We start from the raw sequence: 15,375 nt of genomic DNA on the forward strand, positions 1-15,375 counted from the left end.
CGCGAACGTTTCTGTTTTTCTGAAGAATCCTAGCCCCTAATTTCTGGGGGCGACCGCCATTCACTCACGGCCCACTCCCCTCAAACAAACCAACCGAAAACCCCTGGGTTCATAGAGTTATATAGGTCAATATCGGAATTGATATCGTTACCACAGTGTTATCATTTCGTTACGTTTGCCACTTTCCATCGGTTTATAACCGTTTGATAACACTGTATCCTCGAGTCCGTTCGCGAAAAGGTATCCGTCGTAAAGCACTGTGCACACTACTTGCACATCTTTCACGTTTCTTCTTCGAAACTACTTTTTGACGCGGCACAGGTTTGTTAAAGTCTGGTTGTTACAAAATCGCACTATCGTGGTTGATGGTGTCAATGTGACTGGAGAGTCGCTTGGCGCTATTAGTCGCTTGTCCATCATCTTGGAGGATTCTCACCCATGGCAGCTGAAATGAAGGCTCCGGAAGTACCACTTGGGCTCCAAATCAAGGCTTTTGCCCAGTCGATTCCACCACTCCTGCGTACCGGCGCCCTGTACATGACTCCGAAGACGGCGCCGAAGATCCTCGATTACCTGCGTCGCTTGAAGTTCTCCGTCGCCAGCCTTATTTCCATGAGTGCGCTGCGCTACCCGGATCGCCTCGCCCTTGTCGACGATGACGGTGAACTCACCTATTCTCAGCTGCTCGACAACTCTCACGCCCTGGCTCGCGCCTTGATAGACCGTGGCATGACCCAGAAGTCCAGCTTCGGCGTTATCGCACGTAACGGCCGCGGCATCATCCTGCCGATGGCCATCAAGGGATTCATCGGCTCCGAAATTATGCTGATGAATATCGGCTCTGGCCCGACTCAGATCCGCGGCGTCGTTGACCAGAATAAGGCCAAGTTCCTGTTCGTCGATGACGAGTTCCTGGGCAATCTGCCGGAAGACCTCGACGATGTCACCGTCGTTATTACCTCCGTGACCAAGCCGGAGACCCGCAAGAACGCAGGCAAGAACTTCCTGTTCATGGAAGACCTCATTGAAGAAGGTCGTACATCGAACGCCAAGTTAGATCCGAAGCCGGAGCAGGGACGCATCATCATCATGTCCTCCGGCACGACCGGCATCCCGAAGGGTGTCCTGCGCAATGAGCCGAAGACACCGGCAACTGTGGGTGCAATCGCCGAGCGTATTCCGTGGCGCCGCAACATGGTCATTCACCAGTCCGCATCCATGTTCCACGCCTGGGGCTGGGCAAATGTGCTGATTGGCATGGCTACCGGCTCCACCATTGTCACCATGCGTGTCTTCGACCCGAAGAAGGCTGTTGACCAGTGTGAGCAGTACGGCTGTAACGGCATGATTTCCGCGGCCTTCTTCCTGCGCCAGATTAAGGACGTTCTGGATGAGGAGCCGAACCGCAAGATTGGACCGTTCCGCTTCATCGTCTCCTCTGGTAACGCCATCCCGGGCTGGCTCGTCTCCGCGCTGACTCACCGCTTCGGTCCGGTTATCTGTAACTTCTACGGCTCCACCGAGGCCGGCCTGTGCTCCATCGCATCCGGCGCGGACCTCGCAGCTCGCCCGGACTCCGCAGGTCGACCGGCAATTGGCGCCAAGGTTCGCATCCTGGGTGACGACGGCAAGGAAGTCGAGCCGGGTGAGGTTGGCATGATCCACACCGCTCAGGAGCTCTCCTTCATCGGTTACCTGAACAAGAAGGACAAGTTCACCACCGTCGATGGCCTGTTCCAGATCGGTGACCTCGGCCGTATCGACCAGGACGGCTACCTGTACATCTGTGGTCGCTCCGACGACATGGTGATCAAGGGCGGCGAGAACGTCTTCCCACGCGAGGTCGAAGAAATTCTCGGCCCGGTGCCGGGCATCGCCGACGTCTTCTGCCACGGCAGCAACGAAAACGACGAGATTTTCGCTGACCTGTTCCTCTACGTTGTCCGCGAGGACAATGAGGCCGGCAAGAACCTCACCGAGGACATGCTGCGCGAGTACGTCCGCGAAACTCTGGCCGAGCACTCCACTCCGGACCGCGTCTTCTTCGTCGACTCCCTGCCGCGCAACGCCATCGGCAAGGTTGTCCCGCGCGAAGTCAAGGCAATGCACGAGCGCCTGAACCTGGACGCTCAGTAAGAAGCCTGTACACGAAAGTGTGCCCACCGGCTATCCGCGCGGGCGCACCTGGATTTCATCCACGTTGGCATCCGCTCCGGTATCAACGGCCAGACGTACTGCGGCTGCGATCGATTCAGGCCGCATGAACTTCGTGCCGTCGTAACGCCAATCCGCATCATCGCGGTGCCAATTCGACTGCAGCTGAACCTGCATATCGGTATCGACGCGCCCGGGGTGCACGGAGCTGACTCGTACCGCGCCACGCTCTTCCTCGCGCAGCGCATCGGTGAAGGCCCGTAGCGCGAACTTCGACGCCGCATACGGCGAAGTACCAGCTGAAGCGCGGAATCCCGAGCCCGAGTTGATGGTCACCAGCGTGCCCTCCGCCTTGCGCAGCGCCGGCAGCAGCTGGCGGGTCAGGTCGGCGACGGCGACGACGTTGATGTCCATGATCCGCGACCAGTCCGCACGCGAAACCTCCGCCACGTCCCCATCGACGTACACACCCGCCGAGTGCACGAGCACATCCAGCCCGCGCCCACCGAGCGCCTCCAACAGCTTTGCCACTTCCGCGTTTACGGCGTCGGCATCACCCAGATCAGCAACGAATACGCTTGCCGACGGCAACTGCGACGCCACCTTCTCAGCAGACTCAGCACTGGTAGCGCCCACAATGACGTGGTGATCACGGGAGAGATCCTTAGCGACCGCCAGGCCAATACCACGGCTTGCGCCCGTGACCAGGGCAATCTTGGTATCAGCGGCAATATCGATGCTCATATACGGCTCCTCTATGTAGTCGGTTTACTTCTTCGGCTTCGCGCCGCCCACCTGGTCGATGGGGGTCACCTGCAGGAAGTCGATGTTGACGCGATTCGGGCGGGTGGCCGCGAACACAATGATGTCGGCAACATCATCGGCGGTCAGCGACTCAACGCCGTCGTAGACCGCTGCGGCCTTGGTCTCGTCGCCGTCGAAACGCACGAGTGAGAAGTCGGTGTGGACGCGCCCCGGATCGATTTCGGTGACGCGCACGCCATCGACAGCAACCTCTTGACGCAGGACTTCCACCAGGGCGCGCTCAGCGTGCTTGGCGGCGTTGTAGCCGGCACCGCCGGTGTAGACCTGGCGACCGGCAATCGAGCCGACGGTGAGCACAATGCCGCTGGTGGTCTTCAGTGCGGGCAGCAGTGCGCGGGTGACGCGCAGGGTGCCCAGCACGTTGACGTCGTACATCCAACGCCATTTTTCCTCGACAGCGCCTTCAACCGACTCCATGCCCCAGGCACCACCGGCGTTGTTTACCAGCACGTCGACACGCGGTTCAGCCTTAGCCAGCGCCGCCACATCGTCGTCAGAGGTGACGTCAACCTTGTAGACTGTCGCTTCACCACCGGCAGCGCGGATCTCCTCCGCGACAGCCTCGAGCTTGTCCTCGCGGCGGGCTCCCAACACAACGCGAAAACCTTCAGCTGCGAACTGCTTGGCAGTGGCTGCACCAATACCGGAAGAAGCACCGGTAACTACAGCTACTTTCCTGCCATTAGTTGAAGTTTCAGAGGTCATGAGGGCTCAACTCCTTGCTACATGCGTCTACTGATATCCCCGACTGTAGTCATAGGACACCTTCCTCCGCCGAAGACTGCGTGTGCTTTACACCTGATGTTCCACGTGAAACGTATATAAAACTGTGCAAAAATTTTTCCGATTCACCGCATGCACAGCCGTTAAAACCGCGATACTGGTTGCATGTCTGACCAGCCTCACTTCTCACATCTTCTCTCCCCTCTCGACGTCGGTCCTCTAACTCTGCGCAATCGCATCATCATGGGTTCAATGCACTCCGGTCTGGAAGATCGCACCCGTGATATCCCCAAGCTGGCTGCCTATCTGGGTCGGCGTGCCGAAGGTGGCGTGGGACTCATCGTCACCGGCGGTTATGCTCCCAACATCGAGGGTTGGCTGACTCCGGCCGGTTCGATGATGGCGTCGAAGCGCATGGCGGACAATCACCGCCGCGTTACTGACCTCGTGCACTCCCACGGCAGCCACATCGTGCTGCAGGTGCTGCACGCCGGTCGTTACAGCTACAGCCCGCTGGCTCGCTCCGCCAATACCGGTCAGTCACCGATTAGCCCGTTTAAGGCTCATCGCCTCACCGGCTTTGATGTCTCACGCACCATTGGCGCTTATGTTCGCGCCGCGAAGCTCGCGAAACGCGCTGGTTACGACGGCATTGAGGTTATGGGCTCCGAGGGTTACCTGCTCAACCAATTCCTGGCCGAGCGCACTAACCACCGCTCGGACAACTGGGGCGGCAGCGCCGAGGCTCGCATGCGTCTGCCCATCGAAATTGTTCGCCGCATTCGCGCCGAAGTGGGCGAGGACTTCCTGCTTCAGTACCGCATTTCGCTGCTTGACCTGGTGGAAGACGGCCAGACCTGGTCCGAGACCACTGAACTCGCGCAGCGTCTGGTCGAGGCTGGCGTCGATGTCTTCAACACCGGCATCGGCTGGCACGAAGCACGCGTCCCCACCATCGTTACGTCCGTGCCGCGCGCCGCATTCACGGATCTGACTGGTCGTCTCCGTTCGCTTGTCGACGTCCCGATCGCAGCCTCCAACCGAATCAACCGCCCTGAGGTTGCGGAGAAGATCCTCGCTGACGGCAATGCGGACCTGATTTCCATGGCCCGCCCACTGCTGGCTGACCCGGACTTTGCCATCAAGGCGGGCGATGGTCGAGCTGACCAGATCAACACCTGTATCGCCTGTAACCAGGCCTGCCTGGACCACACCTTCGCGGCCAAGCGCTCCACCTGTTTGGTCAACCCGAAGGCGGCTTACGAAACCGAGCTGGTATCCGTGCCGGTTGCGAAGGACAAGGCCAAGCGCGTCGCCGTCATCGGCGCTGGTGTGGCTGGACTCGCTTTCGCGGAAGCCGCAGCTCAGCGCGGTCACCAGCCGGAGATTTTCGAGGCCGCCGATCAGATTGGTGGCCAGTTCAACCTCGCCGCACAGATTCCGGGCAAGGAGGACTACGGCGAGACGCTGAAGTACTTCTCACGTCGCCTGGAGGTGCTCGAAGTTCCGGTTCACCTGAACACGCGTGCCGACGTCGACGAGCTCAAGACCAAGTTTGACCACGTGATTGTGGCCACGGGTGTCACCCCACGAATCCCGGGCATTGACGGTATCGACCACGAGAAGGTCATTCGCTACGACGAGCTGCTCTCGGGTGCGAAGCAGGCCGGTAACAAGGTGGCCGTCATCGGTGCTGGTGGTATCGGTGTGGACGTGTGTGAGTACCTCACGCGCAAGCCGAACCAGACCATCGAGGCCTGGAAGGACGCCTGGGGCGTCGGTGACCCAGCGGAGTTCCGCGCGGGTCTGACCAAGCCGGGCACGGTCTCCGGCGCGGCTGAGGAGTTTGAGGTCGAGCGCGAGGTGCACCTGCTGCAGCGCAAGACCTCCCGCATCGGCAAGGGCCTGGGCAAGACCACTGGTTGGGTTCACCGTGCGGAGATTAAGAAGGCCGGTGTCAAGCAGTACACCGGCGTCACCTACAACCGTATCGATGACGAGGGTCTACACATCACCATCGATGAAAAGTCACAGGTCATCGCAGTTGACAACGTGATTGTCTGTACTGGCCAGGTATCCAATCTGGACTGCCTGGGCGACAAGGATCGCGAAAGCGTCACCGGCGATAACTCCAATGTCACCATCATCGGTGGCGCAGACGTGGCCGCTGAACTGGACGCAAAGCGTGCCATCCGCCAGGCCGTCGAAGTAGCGCTCGCGCTGTAGGGCCGCTACCCCTCGTAGCGGTCGGTGTAGGCGCGCTGCTCGAACTCGAAACGGCCCGGGTGAGCCGGGAACTCACCCGGGACACCGATGGCCAGCAACAGCGCTACCGCCACATCGGTGTCACCGGCACCGATAGCTTCCTTGACCTTCTGCTCACTAAAGCCCGTCATCGGGGAGCTAGCCCAACCAAAGGCGCTGGCAGTGACCATAGCGAAAGAAGCGGCAATCATGGCGTCGCGGATTGCGAACTCGCGGGAGAGACCCTTTTTCTCGCGGGCCTCGTGGAAGGAGGTCATCGAGGCCTCCCGCTCAGCGGCGGCAACTTCGTCCCACAGGCCAGTGGCCTTGTTGGTCTCAACCAGGCGCGGAATACCGCGCTTCCAGCCAGTCGGCTCACCAATGAAAGCGAGTAGCAGCGGCGCATTGGCAACCTGCTTCTGACCACCGGCAGCTTCCACTACCTTCTGACGCACCTCAGGGTCCTCGATACGCACAATCGCGCGGGACTGAATGTTAAAGGCGCTGGGAGCTTCCAAAGATAGCTCCAGGAGGCGGCGCACGTCAGCGTCGTCAAGAGGTTCGTCCGCATAGACGCGTGTGGCACGACGGTTGCGGACGATGTTCTCAAATTCGGTGGCGAACTGGTCGCGCGGAGAATGTGAAGTCATGCATTAGAGATTAGCGGGTGGCCAACCTTCGAGTTCGAGTAGCCAGCGCTTCATTTCGCGGCCACCGGCATAGGCACCGAAAGATCCCGCTCCCCCACTGGCGGGCACCACGCGGTGACAGGGAATCAGAATACCCAGCGGATTGGTGGCACAGGCCGACCCGGCAGCCCTGGCGGCACGGGGTGAGCCGGCCATCTCGGCAAGCTCGCCATAGGTCACAACCTGGCCATACGGCACATCGCGCAGTGCGGTCAGAGCACGAGCGCGGAAAGAATCCTGCGTGAATACGTCGCAGTCCAGCGGCAGCGCAAACTCACGGCGCTGCCCGGCAAAATACTCGCGGAACTGCTGCGCCGCCAGTTCCGCCACCGCCTGCGCTTCGGGGTCGGCGGCGCTGGGGTCGTCGTCAAGCACGGGACCTAAGAGATTGACTTCGACGACCCCGCGAGCGGAGGTGGCGATTCCAAGCGCACCGAAGGGCGTTTCCACCTTGGCAATCACCATGAAACCTCCTACTTAGTCCTTGTTGGTCTGGAACCAGTCCAGCAGCTCGTCCCACTCCTTCTCGTGACCGGAGCGGAAGTAACCACCGTACCCCACACCCTTGCCGCCAGCCGGCTGAGCCTGACGCTTTTCAATCTTTTCAGCAGAGCTCATCACATTGGTAATCAGGTCTGCCGAGGACTCCTCAGTCCAGTAATCATCCGGAACGCGGATGGACAGGAACGGCTGCGGAGCCTTGGAGAAGCGATTAGCGAAGTCAAACTCGGAATCGTCGAAGAAGTAGCCTTCCTTGCGAGCCCAGCGCGCCCACTGACGCATGACACCGTTCGGCGGCTCAATAGCCAGACGCCACGCCGACGCCGGAATGTGGCCAGTAATGAAACCGCTTATCGGGCCCAGAATGTTAAAGATGAAGAATGCGCGGACCTTGCCCGCCACGGACGGCACCTTGGAAATACGCATACCGCGGCAGTTGACCAGTGCTGCTGCGTCATAGGTGCCCTCGGAGCCGGCGTAGGCGATGCCGTGACCACCAACCGCGTGGCCGACAGCGAAGTGCGGCACGTCCGGGTAGGTCTCCTTGGCCCACTCGATCACACCCGGAATATCCTTGGTAATCCAGTCCGACATCCGGATGTCTTCATTGTTCTGGTCAGTCTTCAGAGCGGACTGGCCAATTCCGCGGTAGTCATAGGTGATAACGCCGTAGCCCTTTTCTGCCACGGTCTCAGCGAAACGGTGGTAGAAACCCTGCGGCACACCGGTACCGGAGTGAACGGTGATGATGCCGTTGGGAATGTTCTCTGGGTTCTCCTTCGGGCGGAACATGGTTCCGCGCAGCAGGACGCGGTCATTAGCCGGGATAATGATGTCCTGCCGAGGGCACGGCTCCGGCAACTTCGGGCTCTTCGCGGAAAAACGGCTAATTCCAGTGGAAGTGGTTGAGGCTTCGGAGGTCATTTATGCAGTTCCTTCGAGTGGACTTAACAAGTGCATGATTTTGTATACACAATCTTAAAGTGTAAGGCTCATCACTTTCAGCGCTTTCGTGGAATTTGGCTCACTTTGGGTACTGCGCGTTCTTTTAGCCTCTAACGAGCTGCCTCACGCGCGTTACAACTGCACATCCCCATAGGCGCGTTCGTCCTCGATCGGCTCCAGATGCGAGGAAATATGCACACCCGGGAAGCGCTCCCGCAGCTCATCCTCCATCGCAGTGAGCACATCGTGGCCGCGCTCGACGCTCCACGCGCCCGGCACCAGCACATGGAACTCAATGAACTGCTGATGCCCCGACACACGAGTGCGAATCTCGTGAACGTCAATGCCCCGACTCCGATTGCGGTGCGAGGCCAAAATCTCGTCCACCGCCACGCGGTCCTCGCCCTCCATGGCCTTGTCCATCAGGCCGTTACCGGAATCGCGCAGCAGCTTGAAACCGGTGACCAGGATGTTTACGGCCACCGCCAGCGCGATAATCGGGTCGAGCCACCACAGGCCAGTAATCCACACCAGAGCCACACCCGCCAGAACACCGGCGGAGGTCCACACATCGGTCATAAGATGCTTGCCGTCGGCGGTCAGCGCCAGGGAGTTATGCTGACGCCCGGCCCTAAGCAGAATCAGCGCCACCGCACCATTAACCACCGAGGCAATCACGGTCACGATGAGGCCCAGGCCGATCTGCTCAATCGGCTGCGGGTGCACCAAACGCTCGATAGAGACATAAATAATCGCCGCCGCCGCCACAAAGATCATGGCACCTTCCAGCCCGGCCGAGAAGTACTCTGCCTTGGAATGGCCGAACTCATGGTCGCGGTCCGCGGGCCGCGCGATAACCTTGAGCACAATAATTGCGACAACTGCCGCAACCAGATTGACAATCGACTCCGTCGCGTCGGAAAGCAGGCCCACCGATCCGGTTAGAGTGTAGCCCCAAAACTTCAGCGCGATGGTGACGACCGCCGCCCCCACTGAAAGCCAACCAAAACGAGATAAGTCCTGCATATGCGGGCACTTTACCCGCCTGTCCGGAGTTACTACCAGTTCTATGAGCACCGATTTCCAGTTCAATTTGCAGAACATTTCTGCAGGCCTGCCGTTCGCGTCGCAGCTCGCCTCGCTTGCCGACGCCGTGCGCGACCACGACGTAGTAGTCCAGGCCCCACCGGGTACCGGCAAGACCACTTTGGTTCCACCGGCGGTGGCCAACACCCTAGGCGGACGCATTGTAGTCACGGCTCCCCGGCGCGTGGCGGTGCGCTCGGCGGCGCGGCGGTTGGCCCAACTGTCGGGCACGAAGCTCGGTGGGGAAGTTGGTTACTCGGTGCGTGGCGACGCCAAAGTTTCCCACGCCACCCGCGTGGAGTTTGTCACTCCCGGTGTGCTGCTGCGTCGACTGCTGCGCGACGGCGACGTGGATGCCAGCGCGGTGCTCATCGACGAGGTGCACGAGCGCGGCTTGGACACCGACCTGGTGTTGGCGATGGTGCGCGACTTGCGGGATATCCGCGATGACCTGCGCCTTGTCGCTATGTCTGCGACGGTGGACGCACCGAAGTTCGCGGCCTTGCTCGGTGGCTCCACCCCGGCTCCCATTGTGGCGGCGGAGGCGGCAATCCACCCGCTGGATATTCGCTACTCGCCCTTCCCACAGCGGCTGGATGCGCGCGGTGTGACCGACGATTTCCTGCAGCACGTGGCAGCGCAGACCAGGACACTGGTGGAGGAAGCCGCCGGTGATGTGCTGGTTTTCCTCCCCGGGATCCGCGAGGTGGAACGCTGCGCAGGCTATATCGCCGACGCCTCAGATGCGACAGTGCTAACGCTGCATGGCCAGCAGAGCTCCGAAGAGCAGGACCGCGTGTTCCGTCGACAAGCGGACGGTAGGCGCGTGATTGTGTCCACCGCGATTGCGGAATCATCCGTGACCGTGCCGGGCGTGCGCGCCGTTGTCGACGCCTGCCTCACGCGCGGGCCGCGACTCGACATCGCGCGTGGCTTCTCCGGCCTGGTCACCAGCTCGTGTGCGCAGTCCTCCGCGAACCAGCGCGCGGGCCGTGCGGGACGTGAGGGCCCGGGCATCGTGGTGCGCTGCGTCTCTCAGTCGGAGTTCGCGTCCTTTCCCGCCTGGCCCGCGCCGGAAATCGAGGTCGCCGACCTGACCCAAGCGCTCCTCGACGCCGCCGCGTGGGGCACGCCAGGGATGCAGGGACTCAAGCTTCTCGACGCCCCACCACCCCACCACACGGAGGCTGCAAACCGCATTCTCGCTGGCCTGGGTGCTGTTGATGAGGCCGGTGACATCACGGAGCTCGGACGCACCCTGGCTACCCTGCCGGTGCATCCACGCATGGGACGCGCGCTGCTGACCGCCACGGCCATGATGCCGGAGCACGCCGGCGCGGTCGCACGCGCGGTGGAGAAACTCACCGATGCCCGCGGCTTGGCCAAGCAGGTGCGCCGCATTGAGCTGGATACTGAAGCCCCCGCCAACCTGCTGTCCTCGGACATCCCCGCGCTGGTCACGGCCCTGGCCTGGCCGGATTTCATCGGGCGACGGCGCAGTGCGAACTCCGACGAATACCTCTTCACCGGCGGCACCGCAGCGGAACTCGCCCGCGGTTCTGACTTGCACGGCCACGAGTGGATCGCGGCCGCCGACATCTCGCGGCTCTCCCACGGCGGCGCGCTAATCCGCGACGGCGAGGCGATCGACCTGGAAATTGCCATGCTCACCGCCGGCCACCTCGCCCGCACAGAGACCACGGCGCGCGTCGAACAGGGCCGCGTTCGCGCCCGTGAGCGCGACCTGCTCGGCGCCATCGAGCTGTCCTCCCGCCAGGTCTCCCCGACGCCCGAGCAGTGCATTGCCGCCAACTCCACCTGGCTTGCCGGCACGCTTGCCGACGCCAGCCCCAACCTCGACCGCGACACCGAACAGCTCCGCCGCCGCATGGCCTTTCTCCACACTCATCGCGGTGCCCCATGGCCGGATGTCTCCCCCGCAGGGCTTGCGGCCCAGGCCGAGCTCCTCTTCGCTGGCGAGCTGGACCGCCCGACCCCTCCGACTTTGGATGCCGAGCACCTCCGCCGCCTGCTGCCCTGGCCGGAGGCCACGGACTTCGACCGGCTGGTGCCCGAACGCCTGGAGGTCCCATCCGGTTCTAAGATTCGCCTGGAGTACCCGGAGGACCCCACCGACGAAGAGGCGCAGATTGTCCTGGCTGTGAAGTTGCAGGAGTGCTTTGGCCTGGCGGAGACCCCGCAGGTATTGGAAAAGCCGGTGACAATGCACTTACTGTCACCGGCTCAGCGACCACTCGCGGTCACTGGAGACTTGGAAAGTTTCTGGAATGGCGCCTACGCACAGGTTCGCTCCGAGATGCGGGGCCGTTACCCCAAGCATCCGTGGCCGGAGAACCCGTGGGAGGAGCAGGCTACTGCGAGAACGAAGCGCCGTCGTTAAGCAGGCTCGTCGTTAAGCAGGCTCGTCGTTAAGCAGCTGCCTGCGCCCGCACGCGACTGGGTTTGTACCAGAGGTAGATTGCGTAGCCCAGGCAGGTGAAGAAGAGCACGCCGCCCATGATTCCCTGCATGTTGCCGTAGAACCACTGCCCCACGCCCGCAGCATGGCCGAAGTCGTTGCCCACGAAGACCTTGTACGGCGCCCACCAATGGGCGATCATGAACAAGGTGCCGACAACGATGTTCCCGATCTCGCGGACGAAGAGCACCAGCGGCACAAAGACCATGACAATCGACCAGTGGTGGCTGACCGCGTACGGTCCAGCAAAGCTGACCGCCAGCGCGACGAAACCGAGGGCTGCGACCTCATAGCCATCGCGATGGTAGACCCACGCCACGAAAGCGGCAGCGATGGCGCCAAAGAGGAAGAAACCGTAGATGCCAATATCGAGCGCAGTGCCCTCCACCCCGGCGCGGGCGAGCAGACCACTGAACGCCTGGTTGGCCTCGTAAGCCGGGGCGCCACCGCGGTTGCCGGCGAAGAACTCATCGGTCCAGAAGTAAATCGACTCTTTAAAGCGCACGGCGAAACCAATGGCGACGGTCACCAGGAACCAGCAGAAGCTCTTGGCCACGGCCGCAAAGTCACGGCGCATGAGGAACACCAGCGCATATGCCGCAGGGGTGATCTTGATACCCGCCGCGATACCCACGCCCAATCCACGTAGCTTCTTGGGCAAAAAGCCCAACACATCGGAGACCACCAGCAGCGCGAGGAAGACGTTGATCTGCCCGAAGAGCACGTTAGCGCGCAGCGGGTCGAGCAGCATCACCACCCCGAGCAGGCAGGTAGCCATCAGCTTCGGACACTCAGAGCCGAGACGAGTGAAGACCATCCACAGCATCGCCCACACCGCCGCCAGCGTGGCGAACGTCCAGATGATTTGCAGGGTAACCGGCCCCGCCCAGGTCAGCGGGTAAAACAGCAGCGCTGCAAACGGTGGGTAGATGAAGCGGAAACCCGATCTGGTGGGAAACTCTGGGGAGTAGAGATCCTGGTCTCGTCGTAGCGCCCAGCCGGCGTCTTGGAAGACCTCGAGGTCCATCATGTAGGCAGTTGCCGCAAGATAGATGAAGTCGATGACAACGACCAGCGACACCAGCCCAAATACAATTGCCAAGATCCGTCTCTGCATGACGGAAAGCGTCGAGAGTCTGTCCATGAGCATGATTCGACACTACCGCACAGTTCTTCCTACTCAGGCCTTAGAGTGGGAGGTATGTTCGTGGAAAACTATCGCAAGGTTCGCTCCGAGATCGACGACGCTTGCCGACGAGCCGGGCGTCAGCCCTCCGAGGTCCGTCTGCTGCCCGTCAGCAAGACTGTGCCTGTCGACGCCCTGGTGGAATCCTGGCCGGAGCTCGCGGCAGCCGGCTGCGCTGGCCTGGCGGAAAACCGCGTCCAGGAAGCGGTGGCCAAGGCGGAGGTATTCCGGGAGGCCTTCGGCGAGAAAGCACCACATATGGCCATCATTGGTCCACTGCAGACGAATAAGGCAGGCCATTTAGTCAGCTGTGCTGATGAGTTTCAGGCGCTGGACCGACCGAAGGTGGCCGGAGCGCTGCAGCGCCACTTGGCTGATTCCGAGCGCACACTTGATGTGCTGATTCAGGTCAATGTCTCCCGCGAGCCGCAGAAGTCGGGCCTGGCGCCGAGCCACGCAGCGGAGTTTGTCCGCATGTTCGGCCCCGATGGCGAGTACCCGAACCTGCGCCTGCGCGGGTTTATGACCATCGCGGCCCAGAATGACCCGAATGTCCGCGAGACCTTCGCGGAGCTGCGCGATCTGCGCGACAGTCTGCTCGGGGATTTGCCGGAGGGCGTCAGCCTCGACGAACTGTCGATGGGTATGTCCGGCGACTACCGCGAAGCCATCGCCGAGGGAGCGACCACCGTGCGTGTGGGACGCGCTATCTTCGGTGAACGCTCGTATAAAAATAAAGGTAATCAAATGAAGGTAATCTCAGTGCCATGAGTTCTGATGTCTCCCCGTGCTCCCGTCGTCGTTTCCTCCTGGGAACTGCCGCCACTGCAGCTGGCGCACTCGTAGCCGCTTGTGCACCAAAGTCTGCGGTGGAGAAAGTTGACGCTGCCGACATTCCGGTTGGCGGCGGTGTGGTTATCGGCAATTACGTCGTCACGCAGCCGGAGGAGGGCAAGTTCGCCGCTTTCTCCAGTTCGTGCCCGCACCAGAATGGTCGCATCACTGAGGTCAGCAATGGTGTGATGATTTGCCCGAACCACAACTCCCACTTTGATATTGCTACTGGTCAGGTTGTTTCTGGCCCCTCACGTAAGCCCGCTGGCCAGGCTCCGCTGTCGGCCGATGGCACTGAGCTGATTGTGGGTCAGAAGTAGATTCCGGAAGCAGATTCATGGTCGGCGGGTTCAAGGCCTAAGAGATCTAGTCCCGCCGGTGCCAGCTGGAATCGCAGCGGGCGGCGGCTCGTGGGCATTGCCAATCCTGCCGCCTCTAACTCGGCGAGATACTTTCGCGCTGTCCGCTTTTCCTTGCCGACGGTGTCAGCGACGTGTTCGAGCTTGATTCCATATTCGGGCCCGAACAACCGAACCTGTGCCAGGACGTATAGCGTGCCAATCTCGTTTCCTGTAAGCGACACAGGCAGCACCCGCTCGGGCGAGTTAGATAGCTCAGCTATCCGCTGTTCAAGCCTTTCGCACTGGTAAGACTTCATCTGCAGCTCTTCCAGCAAATACTGCTGTGCATTCAGAATGACATCAGCCATCGCCTCGACGAAGAAAGTGACTTCTCCCCGGTTCATTGGGTCTTCCGTAGTGGTAAAAGCCTTGTAATACTTCGCTTTATCCTCAGCGAGTTGGCGGGAAATAGTCAGCGCAGTTGAGGTCGAGAGTGCCTCCCGCAAAGCCACGGACAGTAGAAAACGTCCCATCCGGCCGTTGCCGTCATAAAACGGGTGAACGAATTCGAACATGAAATGGCTTGCCAAGATTCGAATCAGCCGATTGTCCTCTGCGGAATTCACCGTTGCCAGGAACTCATTGAGGAGTTGGTGAATGGCAGCTTCGCTTTCAACACCTCGATGAACCTGTTGTTGCCCATCGGTAATCGTGACCGTTGCTGCCCTGAAGAGTTCACCGTCTAACTCATCTTCGGCGGCAATCTCATCGCCGAGAAGCTGATCGTACTGCTGACGGATTTCTGTGAGCGTTGTCGGAAACTCAATCCGCTCATCGTTGGCCAACCGGAAATAGAGCTGACTGAATTCATGGAAGCGCTTGTGCTGGGTTCCCGAAGTGTTGTCCAACGCCTCCGCGACTTCTCGCCGTGTGGAGTGAATTCCCTCAATTTCATTGGTGGCTACCACCTCGGTCAGGAGCAGATTGAAAAGATAGTGAGTCCGCGCGGCATCCGGCAGGCGATTCCACAACTGTGAGATCTGTAGCTCTAGAGACAGAATCTTTTCAATCTTGGCCGCGAGATCGCTTGTAATGCAGCAAAAGAGCGGCCACTGCCCCAGCGGAAAGTGCCACTGAATCGTCGACGGGGAGTCTTTGCGTGACTGGTATTCGCCTTCCAATGTCTGTTCCGCATCATGTGCGGACATGTGGAAGATCCTCTTAAGCGGATAGTGCTTCACGGCGAGCTCCCTTCTTTCCCCGGCGTTCTTTACATGATGCTTTTTACATATAGTGCCCTAAAAACTAACCCTTAATGTAAAAAATCACTGTTTTTTACATTAAGGGTTCTTTACGCGGTGCCTAAAT

General features: G+C 60.6%; 13 protein-coding genes. 5 read left to right on the forward strand and 8 right to left on the reverse strand.

Translation table 11 applies throughout. The annotated features are described in order from the left end of the window. The first annotated feature begins 438 nt into the window (after positions 1-438). A complete protein-coding gene (locus HMPREF2860_RS07810; protein WP_038627201.1) occupies positions 439-2,136 on the forward strand; it encodes an AMP-binding protein in 1,698 nt (565 codons plus the stop codon). Positions 2,137-2,166: 30 nt separating this feature from the next. Here HMPREF2860_RS07810 and HMPREF2860_RS07815 read toward each other — a convergent pair whose 3' ends face one another. Continuing rightward, on the reverse strand, positions 2,167-2,898 hold the full coding sequence (locus HMPREF2860_RS07815) for an SDR family oxidoreductase (RefSeq protein ID WP_038627199.1): 732 nt from the start codon (positions 2,896-2,898) through the stop codon (positions 2,167-2,169). A gap of 24 nt (positions 2,899-2,922) precedes the next feature. Continuing rightward, complete coding sequence (locus HMPREF2860_RS07820; protein WP_070431859.1) at positions 2,923-3,684, reverse strand: SDR family oxidoreductase; 762 nt, start codon at positions 3,682-3,684, stop codon at positions 2,923-2,925. A 183-nt stretch (positions 3,685-3,867) separates the two neighbouring features. Here HMPREF2860_RS07820 and HMPREF2860_RS07825 point away from each other — a divergent pair, with 183 nt between their 5' ends. Further along, positions 3,868-5,928, forward strand: coding sequence for an NADPH-dependent 2,4-dienoyl-CoA reductase (locus tag HMPREF2860_RS07825; RefSeq protein ID WP_070628744.1), 2,061 nt, complete (start codon positions 3,868-3,870; stop codon positions 5,926-5,928). Between the two features lie 5 nt (positions 5,929-5,933). Here HMPREF2860_RS07825 and HMPREF2860_RS07830 read toward each other — a convergent pair whose 3' ends face one another. The 4 genes from HMPREF2860_RS07830 to HMPREF2860_RS07845 all read right to left on the reverse strand — a co-directional run bounded on the left by HMPREF2860_RS07830 (position 5,934) and on the right by HMPREF2860_RS07845 (position 9,107). Beyond that, positions 5,934-6,596: a nitroreductase family protein gene (locus tag HMPREF2860_RS07830; protein ID WP_070628745.1), complete on the reverse strand. Its 663-nt coding sequence runs from the start codon at positions 6,594-6,596 to the stop codon at positions 5,934-5,936. A 3-nt stretch (positions 6,597-6,599) separates the two neighbouring features. After that, positions 6,600-7,100: a methylated-DNA--[protein]-cysteine S-methyltransferase gene (locus HMPREF2860_RS07835; protein ID WP_038627189.1), complete on the reverse strand. Its 501-nt coding sequence runs from the start codon at positions 7,098-7,100 to the stop codon at positions 6,600-6,602. 12 nt (positions 7,101-7,112) lie between these two features. Next, positions 7,113-8,060, reverse strand: a complete 948-nt coding sequence (locus tag HMPREF2860_RS07840; protein WP_070628746.1) for an alpha/beta hydrolase family protein — start codon at positions 8,058-8,060, stop codon at positions 7,113-7,115. A 153-nt stretch (positions 8,061-8,213) separates the two neighbouring features. Continuing rightward, entirely contained in the window at positions 8,214-9,107 is an 894-nt protein-coding gene (locus HMPREF2860_RS07845) for a cation diffusion facilitator family transporter (protein WP_016421781.1), read from the reverse strand. Positions 9,108-9,150: 43 nt separating this feature from the next. Between HMPREF2860_RS07845 and HMPREF2860_RS07850 the strand changes: the two genes are divergently transcribed. Then, on the forward strand, positions 9,151-11,568 hold the full coding sequence (locus HMPREF2860_RS07850; RefSeq protein WP_070628747.1) for an ATP-dependent RNA helicase: 2,418 nt from the start codon (positions 9,151-9,153) through the stop codon (positions 11,566-11,568). A 28-nt stretch (positions 11,569-11,596) separates the two neighbouring features. Here the strand turns inward: HMPREF2860_RS07850 and HMPREF2860_RS07855 are convergent, their stop codons facing one another. Then, positions 11,597-12,763 (reverse strand): glycosyltransferase 87 family protein, encoded by a 1,167-nt coding sequence (locus tag HMPREF2860_RS07855; protein ID WP_224792251.1) that lies wholly within the window; start codon positions 12,761-12,763, stop codon positions 11,597-11,599. Between the two features lie 84 nt (positions 12,764-12,847). Here HMPREF2860_RS07855 and HMPREF2860_RS07860 point away from each other — a divergent pair, with 84 nt between their 5' ends. Continuing rightward, positions 12,848-13,603, forward strand: coding sequence for a YggS family pyridoxal phosphate-dependent enzyme (locus HMPREF2860_RS07860; protein ID WP_070628748.1), 756 nt, complete (start codon positions 12,848-12,850; stop codon positions 13,601-13,603). Next, positions 13,600-13,986, forward strand: a complete 387-nt coding sequence (locus tag HMPREF2860_RS07865; protein WP_016421777.1) for a Rieske (2Fe-2S) protein — start codon at positions 13,600-13,602, stop codon at positions 13,984-13,986. The genes HMPREF2860_RS07860 and HMPREF2860_RS07865 overlap by 4 nt, the downstream gene beginning before the upstream one ends. Here HMPREF2860_RS07865 and HMPREF2860_RS07870 read toward each other — a convergent pair. Further along, positions 13,977-15,215: a Fic family protein gene (locus HMPREF2860_RS07870; RefSeq protein ID WP_239393049.1), complete on the reverse strand. Its 1,239-nt coding sequence runs from the start codon at positions 15,213-15,215 to the stop codon at positions 13,977-13,979. The genes HMPREF2860_RS07865 and HMPREF2860_RS07870 overlap by 10 nt on opposite strands. Between the last annotated feature and the right edge of the window lie 160 nt (positions 15,216-15,375).

This window comes from Corynebacterium sp. HMSC064E10 (genome assembly GCF_001812505.1).
GTDB classification, from domain to species: Bacteria; Actinomycetota; Actinomycetes; order Mycobacteriales; family Mycobacteriaceae; genus Corynebacterium; species Corynebacterium amycolatum.